Consider the following 18628-nt stretch of genomic DNA (forward strand, 5'->3'; position numbering starts at 1 on the left):
ACGAAAAAGCCGTTACAGGCAGGTCGCAAACGTTTGCACAAGGCGTACCAGTTTTCCCGATATACCCATTTCCCCTTGTGGGAGCGGGCTTGCTCGCGAAAGCGGTGTGTCAGTTGAAACAGCGCTGTCTGACACGACGCCTTCGCGAGCAAGCCCGCTCCCACAGGGGTGGTCAGTTGTCGTCGAATCCAGTGTTTACGGGCCGAAACCCTCGTTCTAGACGGGTCTAGTATTAAAGTATTAACACCATTTAATCAGTGCCCCATCGCGGGGTGTCTACTAGCTTGTCAGCCAAGACGCGGTTTTGTGATGACCGTCGCAGTCTTGATTCGCGTGTGGAATAAGCACGTTTCCCACGCCTTCAAGGAAGAATTTGGCCACGACAAGGAGTAGCCCGTGGAAGCAAGGTTTGGTGTCGCCCTCGTTTCGCGTTTTTCCCCACTTTCCCTTGCTGTGCACCTGAGCGTCGCCGGACTGTTGTTCGGTGGGGTCAGCGAGCAGGCGCTCGCGACCTGCTCGGCGGCAGGTTCGACGATTACCTGTTCGGGCGTCCCGACGCTGCCGCTGTTTCTCAATGACTACAGCAGTGCCACCAGCGGCCTGACGGTCAACGTCACCAACGGGGCGCAGATGAACGCCACCCTGGGCGGCAAGGTGCTCAACCTGACCGGGGCCAACATCAACCTGAACAACTCCGGCACCCTCGACCCGGCCTTGCTGGGCCTGGTGTCGATCCTCAGTGGCGGTGCGTTCATCGGTACCGGCGCGACCAGCACGGTGAGCATCGTCAACAACGCCACCGGGCTCATTCGCGGCACCGGCATGTTGCTCGGGCTCAACCTGACCAGCATCGACGGGCTGGGGATTGCCGTGAACAACTCGGTGTCGGGCACCACGACCATCACCAACGACGGCACCATCACCTCCACCGGGCTGTCGGTCGGCGGCATCACCCTGGCCGATACCCCTGTGGTCGGGGTGTATGGCGGTTCGCAAGTCAACATGACCAACAGTGCCAGCGGCACCATCAATGGCCGGATTGCGTTTGAAACGTCAGTGGCGGGCAACACCTTCACCAACGCCGGTAACATTACCGGTGGCGTGTCGATGGGGGCGGGCAGCACCAACACCTTCTACGCGATCACCGGTTCCAGCGTTAACGTCGGCGACGGTGTGCAAGTCTCCGTCGGCCTCGGTGGCCTGATCGGCATCAACCTGACCTTCGCCCCGACCGGAACGATCGATGGCGGCGCGGCGGGTACCAACACGCTGATCCTGCAAAACCCGATCGGCCTTGGCGGCGGCACCACCGGGACCGGAACGGCGTCCAGCGCCACCTACGTCAACTTCAACAACCTGACCCTCAACAGCGGCACCTGGACCTTGCAGGGGCCGTTGGTCAGCGGTGCGACCACCCTCAATGGCGGTGTCGCGCAGTTCAATGACAACGCGGCGTTCGGCAGCGGTGTGCTGACGTCCAACGGCGGGATCCTGCAGGCCAGCAATGCCGGATTGACGCTGGGCAACCAGATCAACCTGGGCGCGAGCGGCCTGACCCTGCAGGGCATCAACGGCATGACCCTCAACGGGGTGATTTCCGGCACGGGCGGCCTGACCAAGATTGGCAGCGGCCAGCTCAACCTCAACGGTATCAACACCTACTCCGGCAATACCGTGCTCAACGGCGGTGTGGTGCTGGTAGGCAACAATCAGGCGTTCAGTAACGGCGGCATCACCGTCGGCGGCTCTTCGAGCATTTCGGCGACGACGCCGATTTCGCTGGCTAACGCGATCACGCTCAACAGCACCCTGACCGCGACCGGCACTGGTGCGCTGACCTTGGGCGGAGTGATCAGCGGCGCCGCCAACCTGACCAAGACCGGCAGCGGCAGCCTGACCCTCAACGGCATCAACACCTACACCGGGATCACCAGTCTCAGTGCCGGGACCTTGCGCGTCGGCAACAACAACGCACTGGGTACCGGTGTCCTCAACACCAGCAACGGCACCAGCCTCGACAGCACCGGCAACGTGACACTGGGCAACAACCTCGGCATCACCGGTGCGTTGAACGTGCTCGGCAGCAATGCGCTGACCCTGGGCGGCATCGTCTCCGGCACTGGCGCGATCACCAAAAGCGGCAGCGCCAGCCTGACCCTGACCGGCAACAACACCAACAGCGGCACCACCGCGCTCAACGGCGGAAGCTTGTTCGTCGGCAGCAACACTGCCCTCGGCACAGGCGCATTGAACGCTGCGGCCGGCACTACACTGGATGCGACCACGGCGGTGACGCTGGCCAACGCTGTGGCGCTGGCGGGCGGGCTGACCATCGGTGGCACTCAGGCGCTTGGCTTGAGTGGTGTCATCAGCGGCGCCGGCAACCTGATCAAGGGCGGCACCGCGAACCTGACCCTCAGCGGCAACAACACGTTCTCCGGTGGCACCGCGCTGAATAACGGCACGCTGATCGTCGGCTCCAACACCGCACTGGGCACCGGCGCACTGACCACGGCGGCGGGCACCACCCTCGACGCCAGCACCACCGTGGCGCTGAGCAACGCCGTCGCCCTCGGCGGCAACCTGAACATCGCCGGCAACGCCAACCTGACCCTTGGCGGCGTGGTCAGCGGCAGCGGCGGGCTGACCAAGAATGGCGCGGCCAACCTGATTCTCAACGGCGCCAATACTTTCCTCGGTGCTGTTGCGTTGAACGCAGGCACCATCACGGCGGGTGCCAACGCTGCGCTCGGCAGCGGCGATATCACCGTCGGCGGCGCTGCGACCCTCGACAGCAATACAGCGGTGACGCTGAACAATAACGTCATTCTCAACAACAATCTGGGGATCGGCGGCAGCAACGGGCTGACCCTCGGTGGCGTGATCAGTGGCGCCAGCCAGTTGACCAAGAACGGCACCGCCAACCTGACCCTCAACGGCGCCAACACCTTCACCGGTGGCACCGCGCTCAACGCCGGCAGCCTGACCGTCGGCAACGGCGCGGCACTCGGCACCGGCACGTTGACCGTGGGCGGTGCGGGCGCAACGCTTAACAGCAGCGCCAACGTGACGCTGAACAACGCGATTGCCCTGAGCGCCAATCTGACTGCCGGCGGTGCCAACCCGCTGACCCTCGGCGGCGTGATCAGCGGCAGCAGCAACCTGATCAAGACTGGCGCTTCGACCCTGACCCTCATCGGCGCCAATACCTACACCGGCTCTACGTCGCTGAACGCCGGGACACTGATCGTCGGCTCCAACACCGCGCTCGGCACCGGCGTGCTCAACGCTGGCAACAACACCACGCTGGACGCCAGCACCGCGACCAGCCTGGCGAACAACGTCAACCTCGGCGGCAACGTGACAATCGGCGGCAGCAACGCGCTGACCCTCGCAGGCGTGGTCTCCGGGGTCGGTGGTGTGACCAAAAGCGGCCCGGCCGACCTGATCCTCAACGGCGCCAACACCTACTTCGGCAACACCGCGCTGAACGTCGGCAAGCTGATTGTCGGCAGCAATACCGCGCTGGGCAGCGGTGCGCTGAACGCGGCAGCCGGCACCACGCTGGACACCAACACTGCCGTCACGCTGGGCAATCAGGTCAACCTGGCCGGTGCGATGAACATCGGTGGCAGCGCCGATCTTACCCTCACCGGAACCGTCGCCGGTGCCGTCAGCCTGGTGAAAAACGGCGCGGCCAATCTGAACCTCAACGGCACCAACACCTACGCCGGCGGCACCACGCTGAACGCCGGTACGGTGACCGCCGGCAACAGTTCGGCGCTCGGCACCGGTGCGTTGACGGTCGGTGGTGCGGCAACGCTCGACAGCAGTTCGCCGCTGGTCAGCCTGGCCAACGCGGTCGTGCTGAACGCGGCGCTGAGCGTCGGCGGCACCCAGGACCTGACCCTCGGCGGCGTGATCAGCGGTGCCGGCCAGTTGATCAAGAACGGCGCGGCCAACCTGACCGTCAACGGCACCAACACCTTCAGCGGCGGCAGCACGCTCAACGCGGGTACGCTGACACTGGGTTCGGCCGCTGCATTGGGCAGTGGTGGCCTGACCGTCGGCGGCGCGTCGACGCTGGATACCAGCACCGGCATGAGCGTCGGCAACAACATCACCCTCAACGCCGGCCTGACCCTGGCCGGCAGCAACACCCTGAACCTCAGCGGCGTGATCGATGGCGCCGGCAGCCTGACCAAGGAAGGCTTCGGCGACCTGACGCTCAGCGGCAACAACACCTTCACCGGTGCGCTGAACATCACCTCCGGCAGCGTCACCACCGTGAGCAGCGGGGCGCTGGGCAACACCTCCGGCGCCAACATCAGCGCCGGTGCCAATCTCTATCTCAACAGCACCGCCAGCCTCAACGGCTTGAGCGGCAGCGGCAGCGTGCAGGTCGCCGGCGGCAACACCCTGAACGTGGGCGGCGTGAGCAGCACCAGCACCTTCGACGGCGACCTCGGTGGCAGCGGTGCGCTGACCAAAGTCGGCACCGGGACGCTGAACCTCACCGGCATAAACGGCATCACCGGCAACACCAATGTCAACGGCGGTACGCTGAACCTTACCGGTTCGCTGGCCAGTTCCCAGCTCAACGTCAATACCGGGGCGACCCTCACGGGGACCGGTTCGGCGCTTGGCGTGATCACCATCAACAACGGCGGTCATCTGGCGTTGTCCTCGGGCAATACCTTGTCCACCTCGTCGCTGATTCTCACTGCCAACAGCAATGTCGACGCGAGCCTCGCCACGCCATCGACCTCCTCGCTGATGAACATCGGCGGCAACCTGACCCTCGACGGCAACCTCAACGTCACCGATGCCGGCGGCTTCGGCGTGGGTGTCTATCGCTTGTTCAACTACATAGGCGCACTGACCGACAACGGCCTGACCGTGGCCGGTGTGCCGGTGGGTTATGGCCTCGGTGACATCCTTGTGCAGACCCTTGGCAATCAGGTGAACCTGGTGGTGTCGGCACCGAACACAAACCTGCGTTTCTGGGACGGCAGCCAGACCATCCCGAATGGTAATGTGGACGGCGGCACCGGTACATGGACTGCCGGCGGCACCAACTGGACCAATTCCAACGGCACGCTGAACCAGACCTGGGCCGGCGATTTTGCGGTGTTCCAGGGCACGGCCGGTACAGTGTCGGTCAACGGCACCCAACTTTTCACCGGGATGCAATTTCTCACCGATGGCTACAACGTGGTCAACGGCACGTCGGGGCTACTGACCGCCGTCAATGGCAGCGGTGGCACCACGGCGATGCGGGTCGATCCGGGCGTGACCGCCACGGTCGGCGTGGACATCAACGGCAGCGGCATCCTCAACAAACTCGATGCCGGCACCCTGGTACTCAACGGTGCCAACAGCTACACCGGCGGCACGCAACTGGACGGCGGCACCCTGGTGGTCGGCAGCAACATCGCACTGGGCACCAGCGCATTGATTGCCAACGCTGGCACGCAACTGGACAGCAACACGGCCGTGACCCTGGGCAATGCCGCCACGCTCAATGGCAATCTGACCCTGCTGGGCAGTAATGCGCTGACTCTCAACGGTGTCATTTCCGGCACCGGCGGCTTGATCAAGAACGGTTCGGCCAGCCTGACTCTCGGTGGCAACAACGCTTTCCTCGGGCCGGTGGCGTTGAATGCGGGCGGCTTGATTCTGGCGTCGAACAGCGCGCTGGGCTCGGCCACTCTGAACGCGGCGAGCGGCACCACACTGGATGCCAGCGGCGCCTTTACGGCGGGTAACGCGATCAATCTGGCGGGCAACCTTGGTGTCGTCGGCAGCAACGATCTGACACTGAGCGGCGCGATCAATGGCGCCGGCAGCCTGACCAAGAATGGCGCGGCCAACCTGATCCTGAGCGGGGCTAACAATTTCCTCGGCGGCGTCACTCTCAACGCCGGCACACTGACCGCTGGCAGCAACGGCGCACTCGGTCTGGGCAACCTGACCGTGGCCGGTGCCTCGGCGCTGGACAGCAACACCGCGGTGTCGCTGGGCAACAACGTGGTGCTCAACGCCAATCTGACCAATACCGGCAGCAGCGACGTAGCGCTCAGCGGCGTGGTCAGCGGCACCGGCGGGCTGATCAAGAACGGCGCGTCGAACCTGACGCTCAACGGCATCAACACTTACACCGGTGGCACCACGCTGAATGCCGGTACGCTGACCCTCGGCACCGGCGCAGCACTGGGCAGCGGTGCGCTGACAGTGGCGGGCGCTTCGAGTCTCGACAGCAGTTCCCCGCTGGTGCTGGCGAACAACATCAACCTCAATGCCAACCTCGGTCTGACCGGCAACAACAACCTGACCCTCGGTGGCGTGATCGCCGGGGCCGGCACCCTGACCAAAAACGGTCTGGCCGATGTAACGCTGTCGGGCAACAACACCTTCAGCGGCACCTTCGATGTGCTGTCCGGCAGCCTGACCACCCTGAGCAATTCGGCGCTGGGCAACAACGCCACGGTCAATCTCGCGGGCGGCGCGGCGCTGAATCTCGGCGCTTCGGGCAGCCTCGCCAGCCTGACCGGCAGCGGTACCGCGTTGATCGGCACCGGTAACACCCTGAGCCTCGGTGGCAACAACGTCAGCAGCACCTTCGCCGGTGTCCTCAGCGGCGACGGCGGCCTGACCAAACTCGGTAGCGGTACCCTGACCCTCAGCGGCATCAGCGACCTGACCGGCGATACCAACGTCAACGCCGGCACCCTGCAGGTCAACGGTTCGCTGGCCAGCGGCAACGTGCTGGTCAACAGCGGCGGCACTCTCGGCGGCAGCGGCACCTTGACCGGTGCCGTGACCGTGGCCGATGGCGGGCATCTGGCAGCTGTCACCGGCAGCACGCTGTCGGTGGATTCGCTGGTGTTCAACGGCAACGCCAACTTCGATGTCGGCCTGGGTGCACCGGTCTCCGGTGGCGGTAATGCGCTGGTGAACGTCGGCGGCAACCTGACCCTCGACGGCACCTTGAATGTCAGCGATATCGGCGGCTTCGGTAGCGGCGTGTATCGCCTGATCAACTACACCGGCGGCCTCACTGACAACGGCATGCTGATCGGCACTGTGCCGGGCAGCGTGACCCCGGGCGATCTGACCCTGCAAACGGCGCTGGCCAACCAGATCAATTTGCTGGTCACCGCACCGGGAGTCACCGTGCAGTTCTGGGACGGCAACCAACTCGTCGCCAACGGTTCGGTGGATGGCGGCAGCGGCACCTGGGGTACCGGCACCACCAACTGGACTGATGTGAACGGCACCACCAACCAGGCCTGGACCAACAGCTTCGCAGTGTTCCAGGGCACGGCGGGCACCGTGACCGTCAACGGCGCGCAAACCATCACCGGCATGCAGTTCGTCACCGATGGCTACAGCCTGCAGAACGGTACGGCGGGTTCGCTGAATCTGGTCAACGGTTCGCTGGGCAACGCCACCGTGCGGGTCGATCCGAACGCTACGGCGACCATTGGCGTGGCGCTCAACGGCGCCGGCACACTGGGTAAATACGACACCGGCACCCTGGTGCTCAACGCCGCCAACGGCTACACCGGCGGCACCGCACTCAATGGCGGCAAGATCGTGGTCGGCAACAATGCCGCGCTCGGCACTGGCGTGTTGACTGCTGCGGACGGTACCGCACTGGACAGCAACGCGGCCGTCACGCTGGGCAACGATGTGGTGGTGAACGGTGGCCTGACTGTCGCTGGCAGCAACGCCTTGACCCTCGACGGTGTAGTCAGCGGGGCGGGCAGCCTGATCAAGTCCGGTGCTTCGAGCCTGACCCTCAATGGCAGTAATACCTACAGCGGCGGCACTCAACTCGCAGGCGGCACGCTGGTGCTGGGCAACAACAGCGCAATCAGTAGCGGTGCGCTCAACGTGACCGGCAACGGCACCCTCGACAGCACTTCGGCGCTGCAACTGGCCAACGCGATCAATCTGGGGTCGCAATTGACCCTGGCCGGTAACCAGAACACCACGCTGCTCGGTGCCGTTACTGGCACAGGCAGTCTGGTGAAAAACGGCAGCGGTGATCTCGTGCTGAGTGGCGCCAATACCTACAGCGGCGGGACCACGCTGAACGGCGGCACGACTACCGGCGACACCAGCAGCCTGCAAGGCGCGATCGTCAACAACGCGGCGCTGACCTTCGCGCAGAATGCCGACGGCAGCTACACCGGCAACCTCACCGGCGCCGGCACGCTGAACAAAACCGGCACTGGCCAGTTGCTGCTGACCGGCAACAACACCTTCACCGGTGACACTTCGGTGCAGGCGGGCAATCTGATCGTCAACGGCGTGCTCAACAGCGCCAACGTCAACGTCGCCAGCGGTGCGCAAATCGGCGGCAGCGGACAACTGGGCGGCAACGTGCAACTGGCCAGCGGTGCAACACTGAGCGGTGGCGGTTCGGCTACACCGTTGTCGGTCGGTTCGCTGGCGTTGTCCTCGGGCACCAATCTGGACTTCAGCCTCGGCTCGGCCGCCAGTTCCACCACGGTGGTCAACGTCGCCGGCAACCTGACCCTCGACGGCACACTGAATATCAGCAACGCCGGCGGCTTTGGTACCGGGGTCTATCAACTGTTCCGCTACGGCGGCAGCCTGACCGACAACGGTCTGGTTTACGGCAGCCTGCCGGTATCGGCGGCCAACCTGACGCTGCAAACCGCCATCGCCAATCAGGTCAACCTGCTGGTGCAGGGCACACCGGGTGAAGTGCAGTTCTGGAACGGCGGCACCACCAATCCTGACGGCAGCATTGGTGGCGGTAGCGGCGTGTGGGGACCGGGCACCAACTGGACCGATCCGAGCGGTACGCAGGCGCTGGCGTCCAATGGTCAATTCGCAGTGTTCGGCGGCCAGGCCGGTACGGTCACCGTGCAGGGCAATCAGAACTTTACCGGTCTGCAATTCCTTACCGGCGGCTACAACCTGGTGCCGGGAGCTGGCGGTACGCTGACGCCGGTCAACGGTGCCGACGGCAGCCTGGCGCCGGTACGGGTCAATGCCGGGGCCAGTGCTGAAATCGACGTGCCGCTGATCGGCACCGGCGGTATCGAGAAACTCGATTCTGGCACCCTCGTGCTGACGGGCGCCAACACCTACAGCGGTGGCACCACGGTCAGTGGCGGTACGCTGATCGGTAACACCACCAGCCTGCAAGGCAACATCACCGACAACGCTACGCTGGTGTTCCAGCAGAACACCGACGGTCAGTTCAACGGTGTGCTCAGCGGCACCGGAGCTTTGCTCAAACGTGGTGTCAGTCGCCTGCTTATGGTTGGCAATCAACCGTTCAGCGGCACCGTTTCGGTCGATCAGGGCGTGCTGCAGGTCGGCAGCCGTGCGGCGCCAGCATCGCTGGGCGGGCAAGTCACGGTCGCCAACGGGGCAGGCCTGAGCGGTAACGGCAGCGTCGGTTCGGTGCTCAACCATGGCGTGGTGGCTTCCGGTGGCGCTGACGGCACCTTGAGCGTGGCCGGCAACCTGACCAACAGCAGTGATGGTGTGCTGGCGCTGACCGTCAGCTCGCCAACCGCCACGCCACTGGCGGTGGGTGGTACGGCGGCATTGGGCGGCGGTCTGGTGGTCAACAGCCTGGCGCCGTTCACCGGCAACACCACTTACTCGCTGATCACTGCGGGCGGTGGGGTGACCGGCACCTTCAGTGCCACCGATCTGCCGCAGTACGCGTTCCTCGACAGCTCGCTGGTCTACGGTGCCGACTCGGTCACCCTGGCCGTGAGCCGCAACGGCAACTCGTTCGCCGATGTCGCTGCCACGGGCAACCAGCGCGGCACCGCCACGGCACTGTCCAATAACGGAGCGGCCGGCGCGGCGTTGCAGAACCAGATCGTCAACCTCAGCGTGGCCGGTGCGCGCAATGCGTTCGACAGCCTCTCCGGAGAAATCCACGCCAGCACCGCCAGCGCGATGCTGGAGGATTCGCGCTTCATCCGCGAGGCGGTCAATGACCGCATGCGCCAGCCATCGTGCAGCGCCGCCGATGATCCACGCAAAACCCTGGCACCGAGCGACACGCAACTGAGCAGCAACGGCTGCCACGGTGAAATGGTCGGCTGGATCCGGGCTATCGGTGCCTGGGGCGACATGGGCGGCGACAGCAACACGGCGAAGGTTGATCGCAACCTGGGCGGTTTCATGCTCGGCACCGACAAGGCGCTGGATGACACCTGGCGTGCCGGGATGGCGGCCGGCTACACCCGCAGCAACCTCAACGCGCATGATCGCAACTCCGATGCCAAGGTCGACAGCTACCACCTGGCCGGTTACCTGAACTCGCAATTCGATGCACTGGCGGTGCGCCTCGGCGCGGCTTACAGCTGGCACAGCATCGAGACCAAACGCGATGTCAGCGTTGGCAGCTACAATGATCGTCTGAAGGCCGATTACGACGCACGCAGTGCGCAGGTGTTCGGTGAAGTGGGTTACGCGATCAACGCGGCAGGCGTTGCCATCGAACCGTTCGCCGGTCTTGCCTACGTCAACTACGACAGCGACACCGGCAAGGAAAAAGGTGGAGTGGGGCGCCTGAAGGCTGATGCCGATCAGGACATCACCTACTCGACTCTCGGTGTGCGCATCGGCAAGTTGGTGACCCTGGCCAACGGCAGCCAACTGACGCCACGTGCGGCCATCGGCTGGCGACATGCCTACGGCGACACCAAACCTGACGCCGACCTGACCTTCATCGACGGCGGCGCCTCGTTCAGCACCCAGGGCGTACCCATCGCCAAGGACAGCGCATTGCTCGAAGCCGGCGTGGACTTCCAGGTCACCCCGACCGGCAAGCTGGGCATCGGCTACTCGGGCCAGGTGTCGAGCGACAACAACGACAGCGCGTTCAACATCAGCTTCAGTCAAAGCTTCTGAATCATGGTCGAAGTACTTTAGCCGCCCGAAAGGGCGGTTTTTTTTGCACTGCAAAAGATCCCGGATGCGTCCTACACAAATAAGCGACTTTCCCGACTGCGGCTATCTGTAGATCCACGCAAAGTCCCGTGCCTAAAAAGACACAGGGAAATGTGGATGCTGACCGTCGGCAAACCTATTGTTTTCAGACTTGATATCGAAGGTGTCTCCAGCGATCTTCAAGTGCTCGAATTCCGAGCCAGGGAGGCGCTCAACCAAACCTATGAGGTCGAACTCGAACTGGTCAGTGAACGCCGTGACCTGGATCTCGAGTCTCTTCTGCATCGCCCAGCCTTTGTGTCTTTCTGCGCAGACGGTTCGGGCCTTCATGGACAGGTTTATCGAGTTGCCCAAGGCGACTCCGGCGCACGTCTGACGCGCTACCAGATCCTTTTGGTGCCGCATCTGGCCTATCTCGCTCATCGTCACAACCAGCGCATCTTTCAGCATCAGAGCGTGCCGCAAATCATCGCGCGAGTGTTGAGTGATCACGGCATGCAGGCCGATGCCTGGCGCTTTGTGCTCAATGCCGAGTACCCGGCGCGCTTGTATTGCGTGCAATACAACGAGAGCGATCTGCATTTCATCCAGCGGTTGTGCGAGGAGGAGGGGCTGCATTTTCATTTCCAGCACAGCCCCAATCGGCACCTGTTGGTGTTCGGCGATGACCAGACCGTGTTCCCCAGGCCCGACGCGCCGACTGCCTATGCGCAGGGCAGCGGCATGGTCGCCGAGGCGTCGGTGATCGAGCGTTTCACCGTGCGCCTGGAGACCCGTCCCACCCAGGTCAGCCGCCGTGATTACCATTTTGAAAACCCCACGGTGCAACTCGATGCCGCGGCCAGGGAAGCGCGGCTTCCTGTACTCGAGGATTACAGCTTTCCCGGGCAGTTCACCCACCGTGATCGTGGCAGACATCTAAGCCAGAGAAGCCTCGAACGGCATCGCGCCGATTACCGTCAGGGGAAAGGTCGCAGCGACCAAAGCCTGATGCGCAGTGGCAGCTTCGTAGACATGGGCGGACATCCGCGCGCCGACCTTAATGGTTTGTGGCTGCTGACCAGCGTCGAGCACATTGGCAAGCAGCCGCAAGTGCTGGAGGAGTCGGCCACCGGCACTGATTCCGGTGACGGCTTCAGCCAGGGTTATCGTAATGACTTCGTCGCGACACCTTGGGACGTCATCTTCCGCCCCGCGCTTGAACACCCCAAACCCCGAATGACCGGCAACCAGCATGCCGTGGTCACCGGGCCTCCCGGCGAGGAGATTTACTGCGACGCCTATGGCCGGGTAAAGGTCCAGTTGCTGTGGGACAGGGAAGGGCAGCGCAATGAACAATCCAGCTGCTGGCTGCGGGTCACCAGTGGCTGGGCCCATGATCAATATGGCAGCGTGCAGATCCCGCGTGTCGGCATGGAAGTGTTGGTCGGTTTCACTGACGGCGATCCCGACAAGCCGTTTGTCCTCGGTTGTCTGGCCAACGCCGCGACGCCCGTGCCGCTGAATTTGCCCGCTGAACAATCGCGCACGGTGCTTCGCAGCCACAGCACCCCCGGTGGAGGCGGCTACAACGAGCTGCGTATCGAGGACAGGAAAGGCGCCGAAGAAATCGCCATCCGCGCCCAGCGTGACTTTGTCCAGTTGGTACTCAATGACCAGCGGCTGCAGGTCGACAATCAGCGCACGGTGGTGATCGGTGGTCTGGCCAGCCACGACCTGCGCAGTGATGAACATCATCTGACCCATGGCAACCGTCTGACCGAACTCAAGCAGGATGATCACCTGTGGGTTCAGGGCGACCGGCACGTTCGGGTAGCCAGCCAACGGCTTAGCGCAGCGCAGCAGATCCACCTGGGCGCGGGCCAGCAAGTGGTGATCGATGGTGGTACGCATGTGACGATCACGGCCGGCGGGCATTGGTTGACGCTGGGGCCGGAAGGCATTTGCAGCAGCGTGCCGATTGTCCAGGGCGGTGCGCCTGCGCTGGGGATGGCGGCAGAGCCTTTGGTGCCAGGGGCGTTGCCATTGTTGAAGGTGGCGTTCGATCCGGTTCAGCAGCGCCATGCATTCGTTTCCGCACGCGGCTCGCGTTGCCTGGCCTGCGAGGCGGCCCACGCATGAGCTTGTCGAGCGCTTTTCCCGAAGGTCTGCCGTGGACCGAGCAACAGGCCTTTCTGTTGCTGGACGGTGCGACGATCCCCGACTTGCCGGCGCGGCTGAAACAGCACAGTTCGGCGCCCGGTACCGTTGCCCTCTACGACCAGCCACCCTTTTCAGCGTTGCGCGACATATCGCCCCTGTTGGTCGCGATTGCGCACGCGGACGATCCGCTGGCCCGGTTCCATCTGCAACATGCGCAGGCGGAGTGGGGCGTGCTGCTGTTCAGCGCCGCGCCTATGCACAGCGTTGCCGAGCACCTGCGCAAACTGCTGGTCGTCGAGTTGCCCGCCGGGCAATCGGCATTTTTGCGCATCGCCGATGCGGCGGTGGCGCACGCGTTGTTTGCCCATGCCGATCAGCGATTGTTCGGACCTTTGACCTGTGTGGTGACGGCGGACTGCGTCAATGATGTTTGGCACGGTCATCGACCTCGGCTGGCTGAGTGTCCGGTGCTTGCCGTGCCGTATCGCCTTGATCCGGAGCTGAACGCGGCGTTGGATCAGGTTGACCGGCGTCGCAGGTTGCTGGAGCTGGATGCGCATCTGTTGAAGCACTTCCGTGAATTCCATGTCGGGGAAACGCTGGGCCAGCGCTGGCCATTGCTGGATCGTATGGAAACCCAAGCCAGTGCCCTCGGCCTGAGCAGTCAATCCGAGTTGTTCAACTACGCCAACCTGCTTGCGCTGCTCGACAGCCACGACATCGCCGAACACCCGCCAATCCACCACGTGCTCCACACGCCCTCCCTGCAATCACCGGGCGAGCGTGTCACGCTGGCCGTTGATATGGCGCAGCGGTGGGTCAGTCAAAGGGAACGCCCATGACCCATCCCGCCATCCTCGACGCCGCCGCAGCCTCCAAGAAACCCTTCGGCTCCCTCGACAGCTGCCCGCTACGGCAAACCCACGTGCAGTTGCTGCCGTTGAGCTACGGTCTGGTGGAAAGGGCGTTCGATCCGAGCACGGAATTGAAGATGCCGTACACCCTGACCGCCCGCCCGCTGGGCATTCGCCGCTTGCGCGACGGCTGGCTGTACATCATCGACAGCCTTAGCGGCGAGTTGTACGAGTACCGAATGCTCGACGGCATCGTCACCGCGCTTTTGCATCAGGGTAAAACGGTGGCTGAGGATCAGCGCGCGGCCATTGAGGAGCGTCCGGCACTGATCTTCTCGCGCCAAAGCACGCTGTACGTGACCTTCGCCGAAGTGCAGTGGACGGCAGGCAAATGCCGGCAGGTGCTGGACAGTGCCCAAGAGCGTAAGCACTTCATGCAGGCGGTTGATCTGGGGCCGGTGCATTGCCAGACCGGCGGCGAGCACTTGCTGACCGTGGCGCAAGCCCGACAGTGGCTGGCAGAGGTGGCGGTCAGTGCAGAGCCTGTCGCCGAAACCGATGCTACGCGCATGCCGACCGTGCAGGTCAGCGACGCCCCCGAGCACGAACGCGAACCTTATCTGTGGGAGCAGCCGCAGCGTTTTCGCGCGGCACACATCGGCGAATTCCTCGGCCGGGTACGCGGGCCCTATCAGGACGACACATTGTTTCTGCTGGTCGACTACGATCTGGGGGTGATGCGCGATCTGGCCGAGTATCAGGACACTGTGGTCGGTTGGGTCGATGAATGGAGCAACAGTGGCAACAACGCGCGCGATTACCTGCTGGCCAGTTACATCGAGTCCTTGAGCCAGCTCAGTGATCAGGACTTCGACGGTCTGGCCAAGGCCAGTGAACACCCGCAGGCCAAGGCGCTGTTTGCCGATCTGGAACAACTGCCCGAGCCGGATCGGGAGAACACACGCCGTGCGCTGCTCGACTACCTGAACAAGGGCGGGGAGGTCCAACCCGATGCACCGCCGCCGCCAGAGCTGCAAAAACTGCGTGCCAAGGGGACCGACGACGAAATGCAGCCCAACCGCGCCGCGCCCACGGCTGAGGTGGATCGGCGTTTTTACACGCGGCGGTACTTTCTTGCAGTCGCCCCTGAGGACTTTGTCGAACGGCACTTGGAAATCCTGCTCAGCCTCGGCAAGGATCAGGAGCGCCGCATCAAGGACGTGCTCGACGGCCCGCTGCTCAGCGGCAAGCGCGGCATCAACGACCTGATCGACCGCCCGGCCATGGACGAGCGACTGAACCTGCTGCGCGACGACCTCGGCCGCTGGAACCGCCTGCTCGAACGCATCACCGCTGACCGCACGCAACTGCTGGTCGCCGGCCGCTTTCACCGTGCAGCCTGGTACTACGATGCGCAAGTGGCGGCGCAACTCCATCATGCGCTCAGCGCCGAGTACGCCTGCCTCAAGGATCTATGCCGCAGCGACGAAGCCAGCGAGAAAATGCTCGGGTTTGTGGAGCAACACCCGGAACTGACCCGAACCGCCTTCTACACCTTGCCGCTGCGCCTGCAATCGGAGCAGAGCGGGCAATACTCGACGCTGTTCAACGCCGGTATGGCGACGTTCAACAACCTGCCGGACTGGCTGGCCAAACTGAAAAAGATCGAACAACCGCAACTGCCGGCCCTCGACGACATGCCTGAACACACCCGTGTCGTCGCGGCAGCCGTGCAGGACACCTACAGCCCGGCACTGAACCTGGGCCTTGGTCGGGCGCTGGAAGGTTTCGACCTGGCGGGCGAGAAAATCCCCGACCTCGATGAACTGTTCCAGCGCCTGCCCAAAGCACTGCGCCTGCGCCTCTTCGACGCGGCAAAAACCAGCGGTGTGACCTTCACCGTCGCCAGCCCCGCAGAACAGGCCGCGCTGCAAACCGTGATCAAAGAGCTGCTGCGCGAACGTGAATACCTGAAAACCCTCAACCGCGAACGCAACCAGATCACCCACAACAAAAATCGTCCGGGCCACAAGACGCCAAGGGCGGTGGAGTTGCAGGAAGAGATTGTGCGGGTGCGGGCGCAATTGACCCAGGTGGAAGGACGGCTGGCGGCGGCGTTGAGCCCGATTGAAGAACTACCGGATCGCTCGGCCCGGTTGTACGGCGCCACGCCTGCAAGAGCGGGGGTGACAGTGGTGTTTCCGCCGGCACAGCAGGGGGAGTTGCGGAGTTTGTTGGGGAATATTCGGTTGGGGATCGGAGGGCTGTCCAGGACCAGTCTGGTGAAGACGGAAGGGATGGGGTTGGTGGTGGTTTTGGTGCAGGTGGTGAATTTGGTGGGGGCTATTAAAGAACTAAAAAATCAGTCCAGGAACGAACGGGTTTGGGGACCTGTTCTGAATGCTTTGATGACTACCGGTGCCGCTGGTTTTACCGCGGCACAGAGCTTGGCAGATACGGCATTGAAAGCTCGGAGCACGGCGCTTGTTGCTGGGCTTCAACTCCATGCCTTGCAGCATGTGCATGTGCAGATGGGGAAGTTGCATCTAGGGTTAGGAATTCCGACCTATCTTTTGGGATTTATCTCTTCATTCACTAGCTTGATTACTCAACATAAAAACTGGCAACAAGCAATTCGAAGCGGTAATCACCCTGCGCAGGGTGCGGCCGCACTGGCAACATTTGGAGCCGGCGGAATGACTACCGTCAATACGTATGGTCTGGGGCAGACCCTATACGCCGGTTATACCGTGGTTACTGCCACTAACAGTGAAGCAAGAACTGCCGCTTGGGCCGCAGCCGGCACACGCCTTTCTACCGTGTTTTTTCGGTTCAACCTGGCAGGCGCGTTATTTACCGTTTTGGAACTCAGTGGCACCTGGCTCTTCAATCGCTATAACCTTAGCGCTCACAATAAGTGGCTGAAAATCACGCCTTGGAGCCTGGATGCGGAGATGCGCGGTGATCACTCCTTGGAGGACTACCAAAGTTATTTGGCCTTTCTGATACAGGCGCCTTACGCACAACTTGGTCCGAACCCCTACGACTCTTGGCTGAAAAACCTGTTATTCAAAGCCAAACCCAGCGATATCCATCTGGTCCTACCCAGACTGACATTGGAAAACCTTCTTCCTCCTTTGGATGGGAAGCCGAAACACCGGCTGGGCATTGGCGCACACCGTATCTCCATGCCCCTCCACGGTCGAGGCGCGCCGCGAGAACGTAAAGACGTGCTTAGCGACGAAGTGTTAAGCAGCCTGCGAATCGTCAAGTCATCGCCAGAAGGATTGGTGCTCTGCCTTCAATACCCGATTGATCACAGCGCCGAGTACACGCCAGCAAAAGAAACACTGGAATTGGCCGTATGCGTTCAAAACCTGAACGACAAAGGTGAGTGGGCGTCGCGAACCCGTGTCATCCATATTGACCCGCAGGGTGACGGGCATTTTGCGGTGGTTGCTCCTCAACTGGTCAAAGGAAATCCGCCCATGTTGCTAGTAGAAGCCCAGTTTCTGGAGCAAGCCGATCATGGCGAATAACCACAATCCATCTGTCAGCGCACTGCAGGTTGCACGTCCGCGAAAAGCCGGCGATATCGAACCTTTTCCGAGCGGCAGAATTACCTATCTCGCGCCGCTTCCCCTACCAACACAGATACCACCTTATGGCCCGCATATTGGTGAGCTGAATGACGGTTACATGGGCTTTGGGTTGGGGGCTCCACAAGTTTTTATGTGGCAAATGACTTTGGGTGGGCCATTCAGCGTTGCATGCATGATTGCCTTTCTGTTTCCCTTGATCGGTGGTTTTCTGTTCTTTTTGTTCGGGATGGATTGGGAGGACATTTTCCATGCCATACGAGGAATTTTTCATGAGGCTTATGGGAAGGCCTTTCTTGCTCTTTTTTGGGGGCTTTTCATCGGTCTCGCGGTCTGGCACCACAACCACAAAAAACGCGCCTCAATCATCCCGACCCGTTTCAACCGCCAACGCCGCGAAGTCTGCTTCATGCCCAAAGACGCCACCGAACCCGTCTTCGTCCCCTGGGAATCCCTCTCCGCCTGGATCATCGAAGCCCAGGGCGCAACCCAATACGGCATCCACCGTCAATACGGCATGGGTATCGGTTTCTACCACGGCGAAACCCTCACCAGCCTCGAATTCCCCTGCGCCGCGCTGCCACTCGCCATCAGCCATTGGGAAGCCATTCGCGGCTACATGGAATACGAAGTCAACGACCTCAAATCGATTCAGGATCTGCAAGACCTGCAAGGCCCCGACGACCCGTCCCACGAAGGCCTGCACACCTTCCACAACGCCCGCGCACGCATGCATCAGCAGATTCGCGACGGTTCACGCACGCGGCTGTCCGGCTTCTTTTGGTACCTGTATCACGTCATGACCCTATGGACGATTCCCAACCGCCTCGTCGAATGGGAAGTGCGCCGCCTCGAAAGAATCGGCAAGCAAGCCTTGCCCGAGGCCATGCGCCAATGGTCAGAGTCGCTGCCAGAAGATCAATGGGCCAAACCGAGTGAGGAGTTGCTGCGGTTAAGCGAGCAGGTAAGGCAGATGCAAAAGCGCCAACCACGCAGACCGATTACCGAGATTTTTGCCGAAGTACAAAGCGCAACACCCAGCGTTAAGCGTGGAGTATGAATAGTTATTCTCTGAAC

The 18628-nt window shown here is 62.5% G+C and carries 5 protein-coding genes; all 5 read left to right on the forward strand.

Annotated elements, in window-relative coordinates:
* Positions 1-396: 396 nt before the first annotated feature.
* Positions 397-10917 (forward strand): autotransporter-associated beta strand repeat-containing protein, encoded by a 10521-nt coding sequence (locus V9L13_RS02320; RefSeq protein WP_338801342.1) that lies wholly within the window; start codon positions 397-399, stop codon positions 10915-10917.
* Positions 10918-11073: 156 nt separating this feature from the next.
* Positions 11074-13077, forward strand: a complete 2004-nt coding sequence (locus V9L13_RS02325) for a type VI secretion system tip protein VgrG (protein WP_338801343.1) — start codon at positions 11074-11076, stop codon at positions 13075-13077.
* Entirely contained in the window at positions 13074-13940 is an 867-nt protein-coding gene (locus tag V9L13_RS02330; protein ID WP_338801344.1) for a DUF4123 domain-containing protein, read from the forward strand. Before V9L13_RS02325 ends, V9L13_RS02330 begins: the two co-directional genes overlap by 4 nt.
* The gene (locus V9L13_RS02335) at positions 13937-17491 is read left to right on the forward strand and encodes a toxin VasX (protein WP_338801345.1); all 3555 of its coding nucleotides are present in this window, start codon (positions 13937-13939) and stop codon (positions 17489-17491) included. The genes V9L13_RS02330 and V9L13_RS02335 overlap by 4 nt, the downstream gene beginning before the upstream one ends.
* Positions 17481-18611, forward strand: a complete 1131-nt coding sequence (locus tag V9L13_RS02340) for a hypothetical protein (protein WP_338801346.1) — start codon at positions 17481-17483, stop codon at positions 18609-18611. The genes V9L13_RS02335 and V9L13_RS02340 overlap by 11 nt, the downstream gene beginning before the upstream one ends.
* Positions 18612-18628: the final 17 nt, after the last annotated feature.

The organism is Pseudomonas sp. RSB 5.4 (assembly GCF_037126175.1).
Classification (GTDB): Bacteria; Pseudomonadota; Gammaproteobacteria; order Pseudomonadales; family Pseudomonadaceae; genus Aquipseudomonas; species Aquipseudomonas fluorescens_H.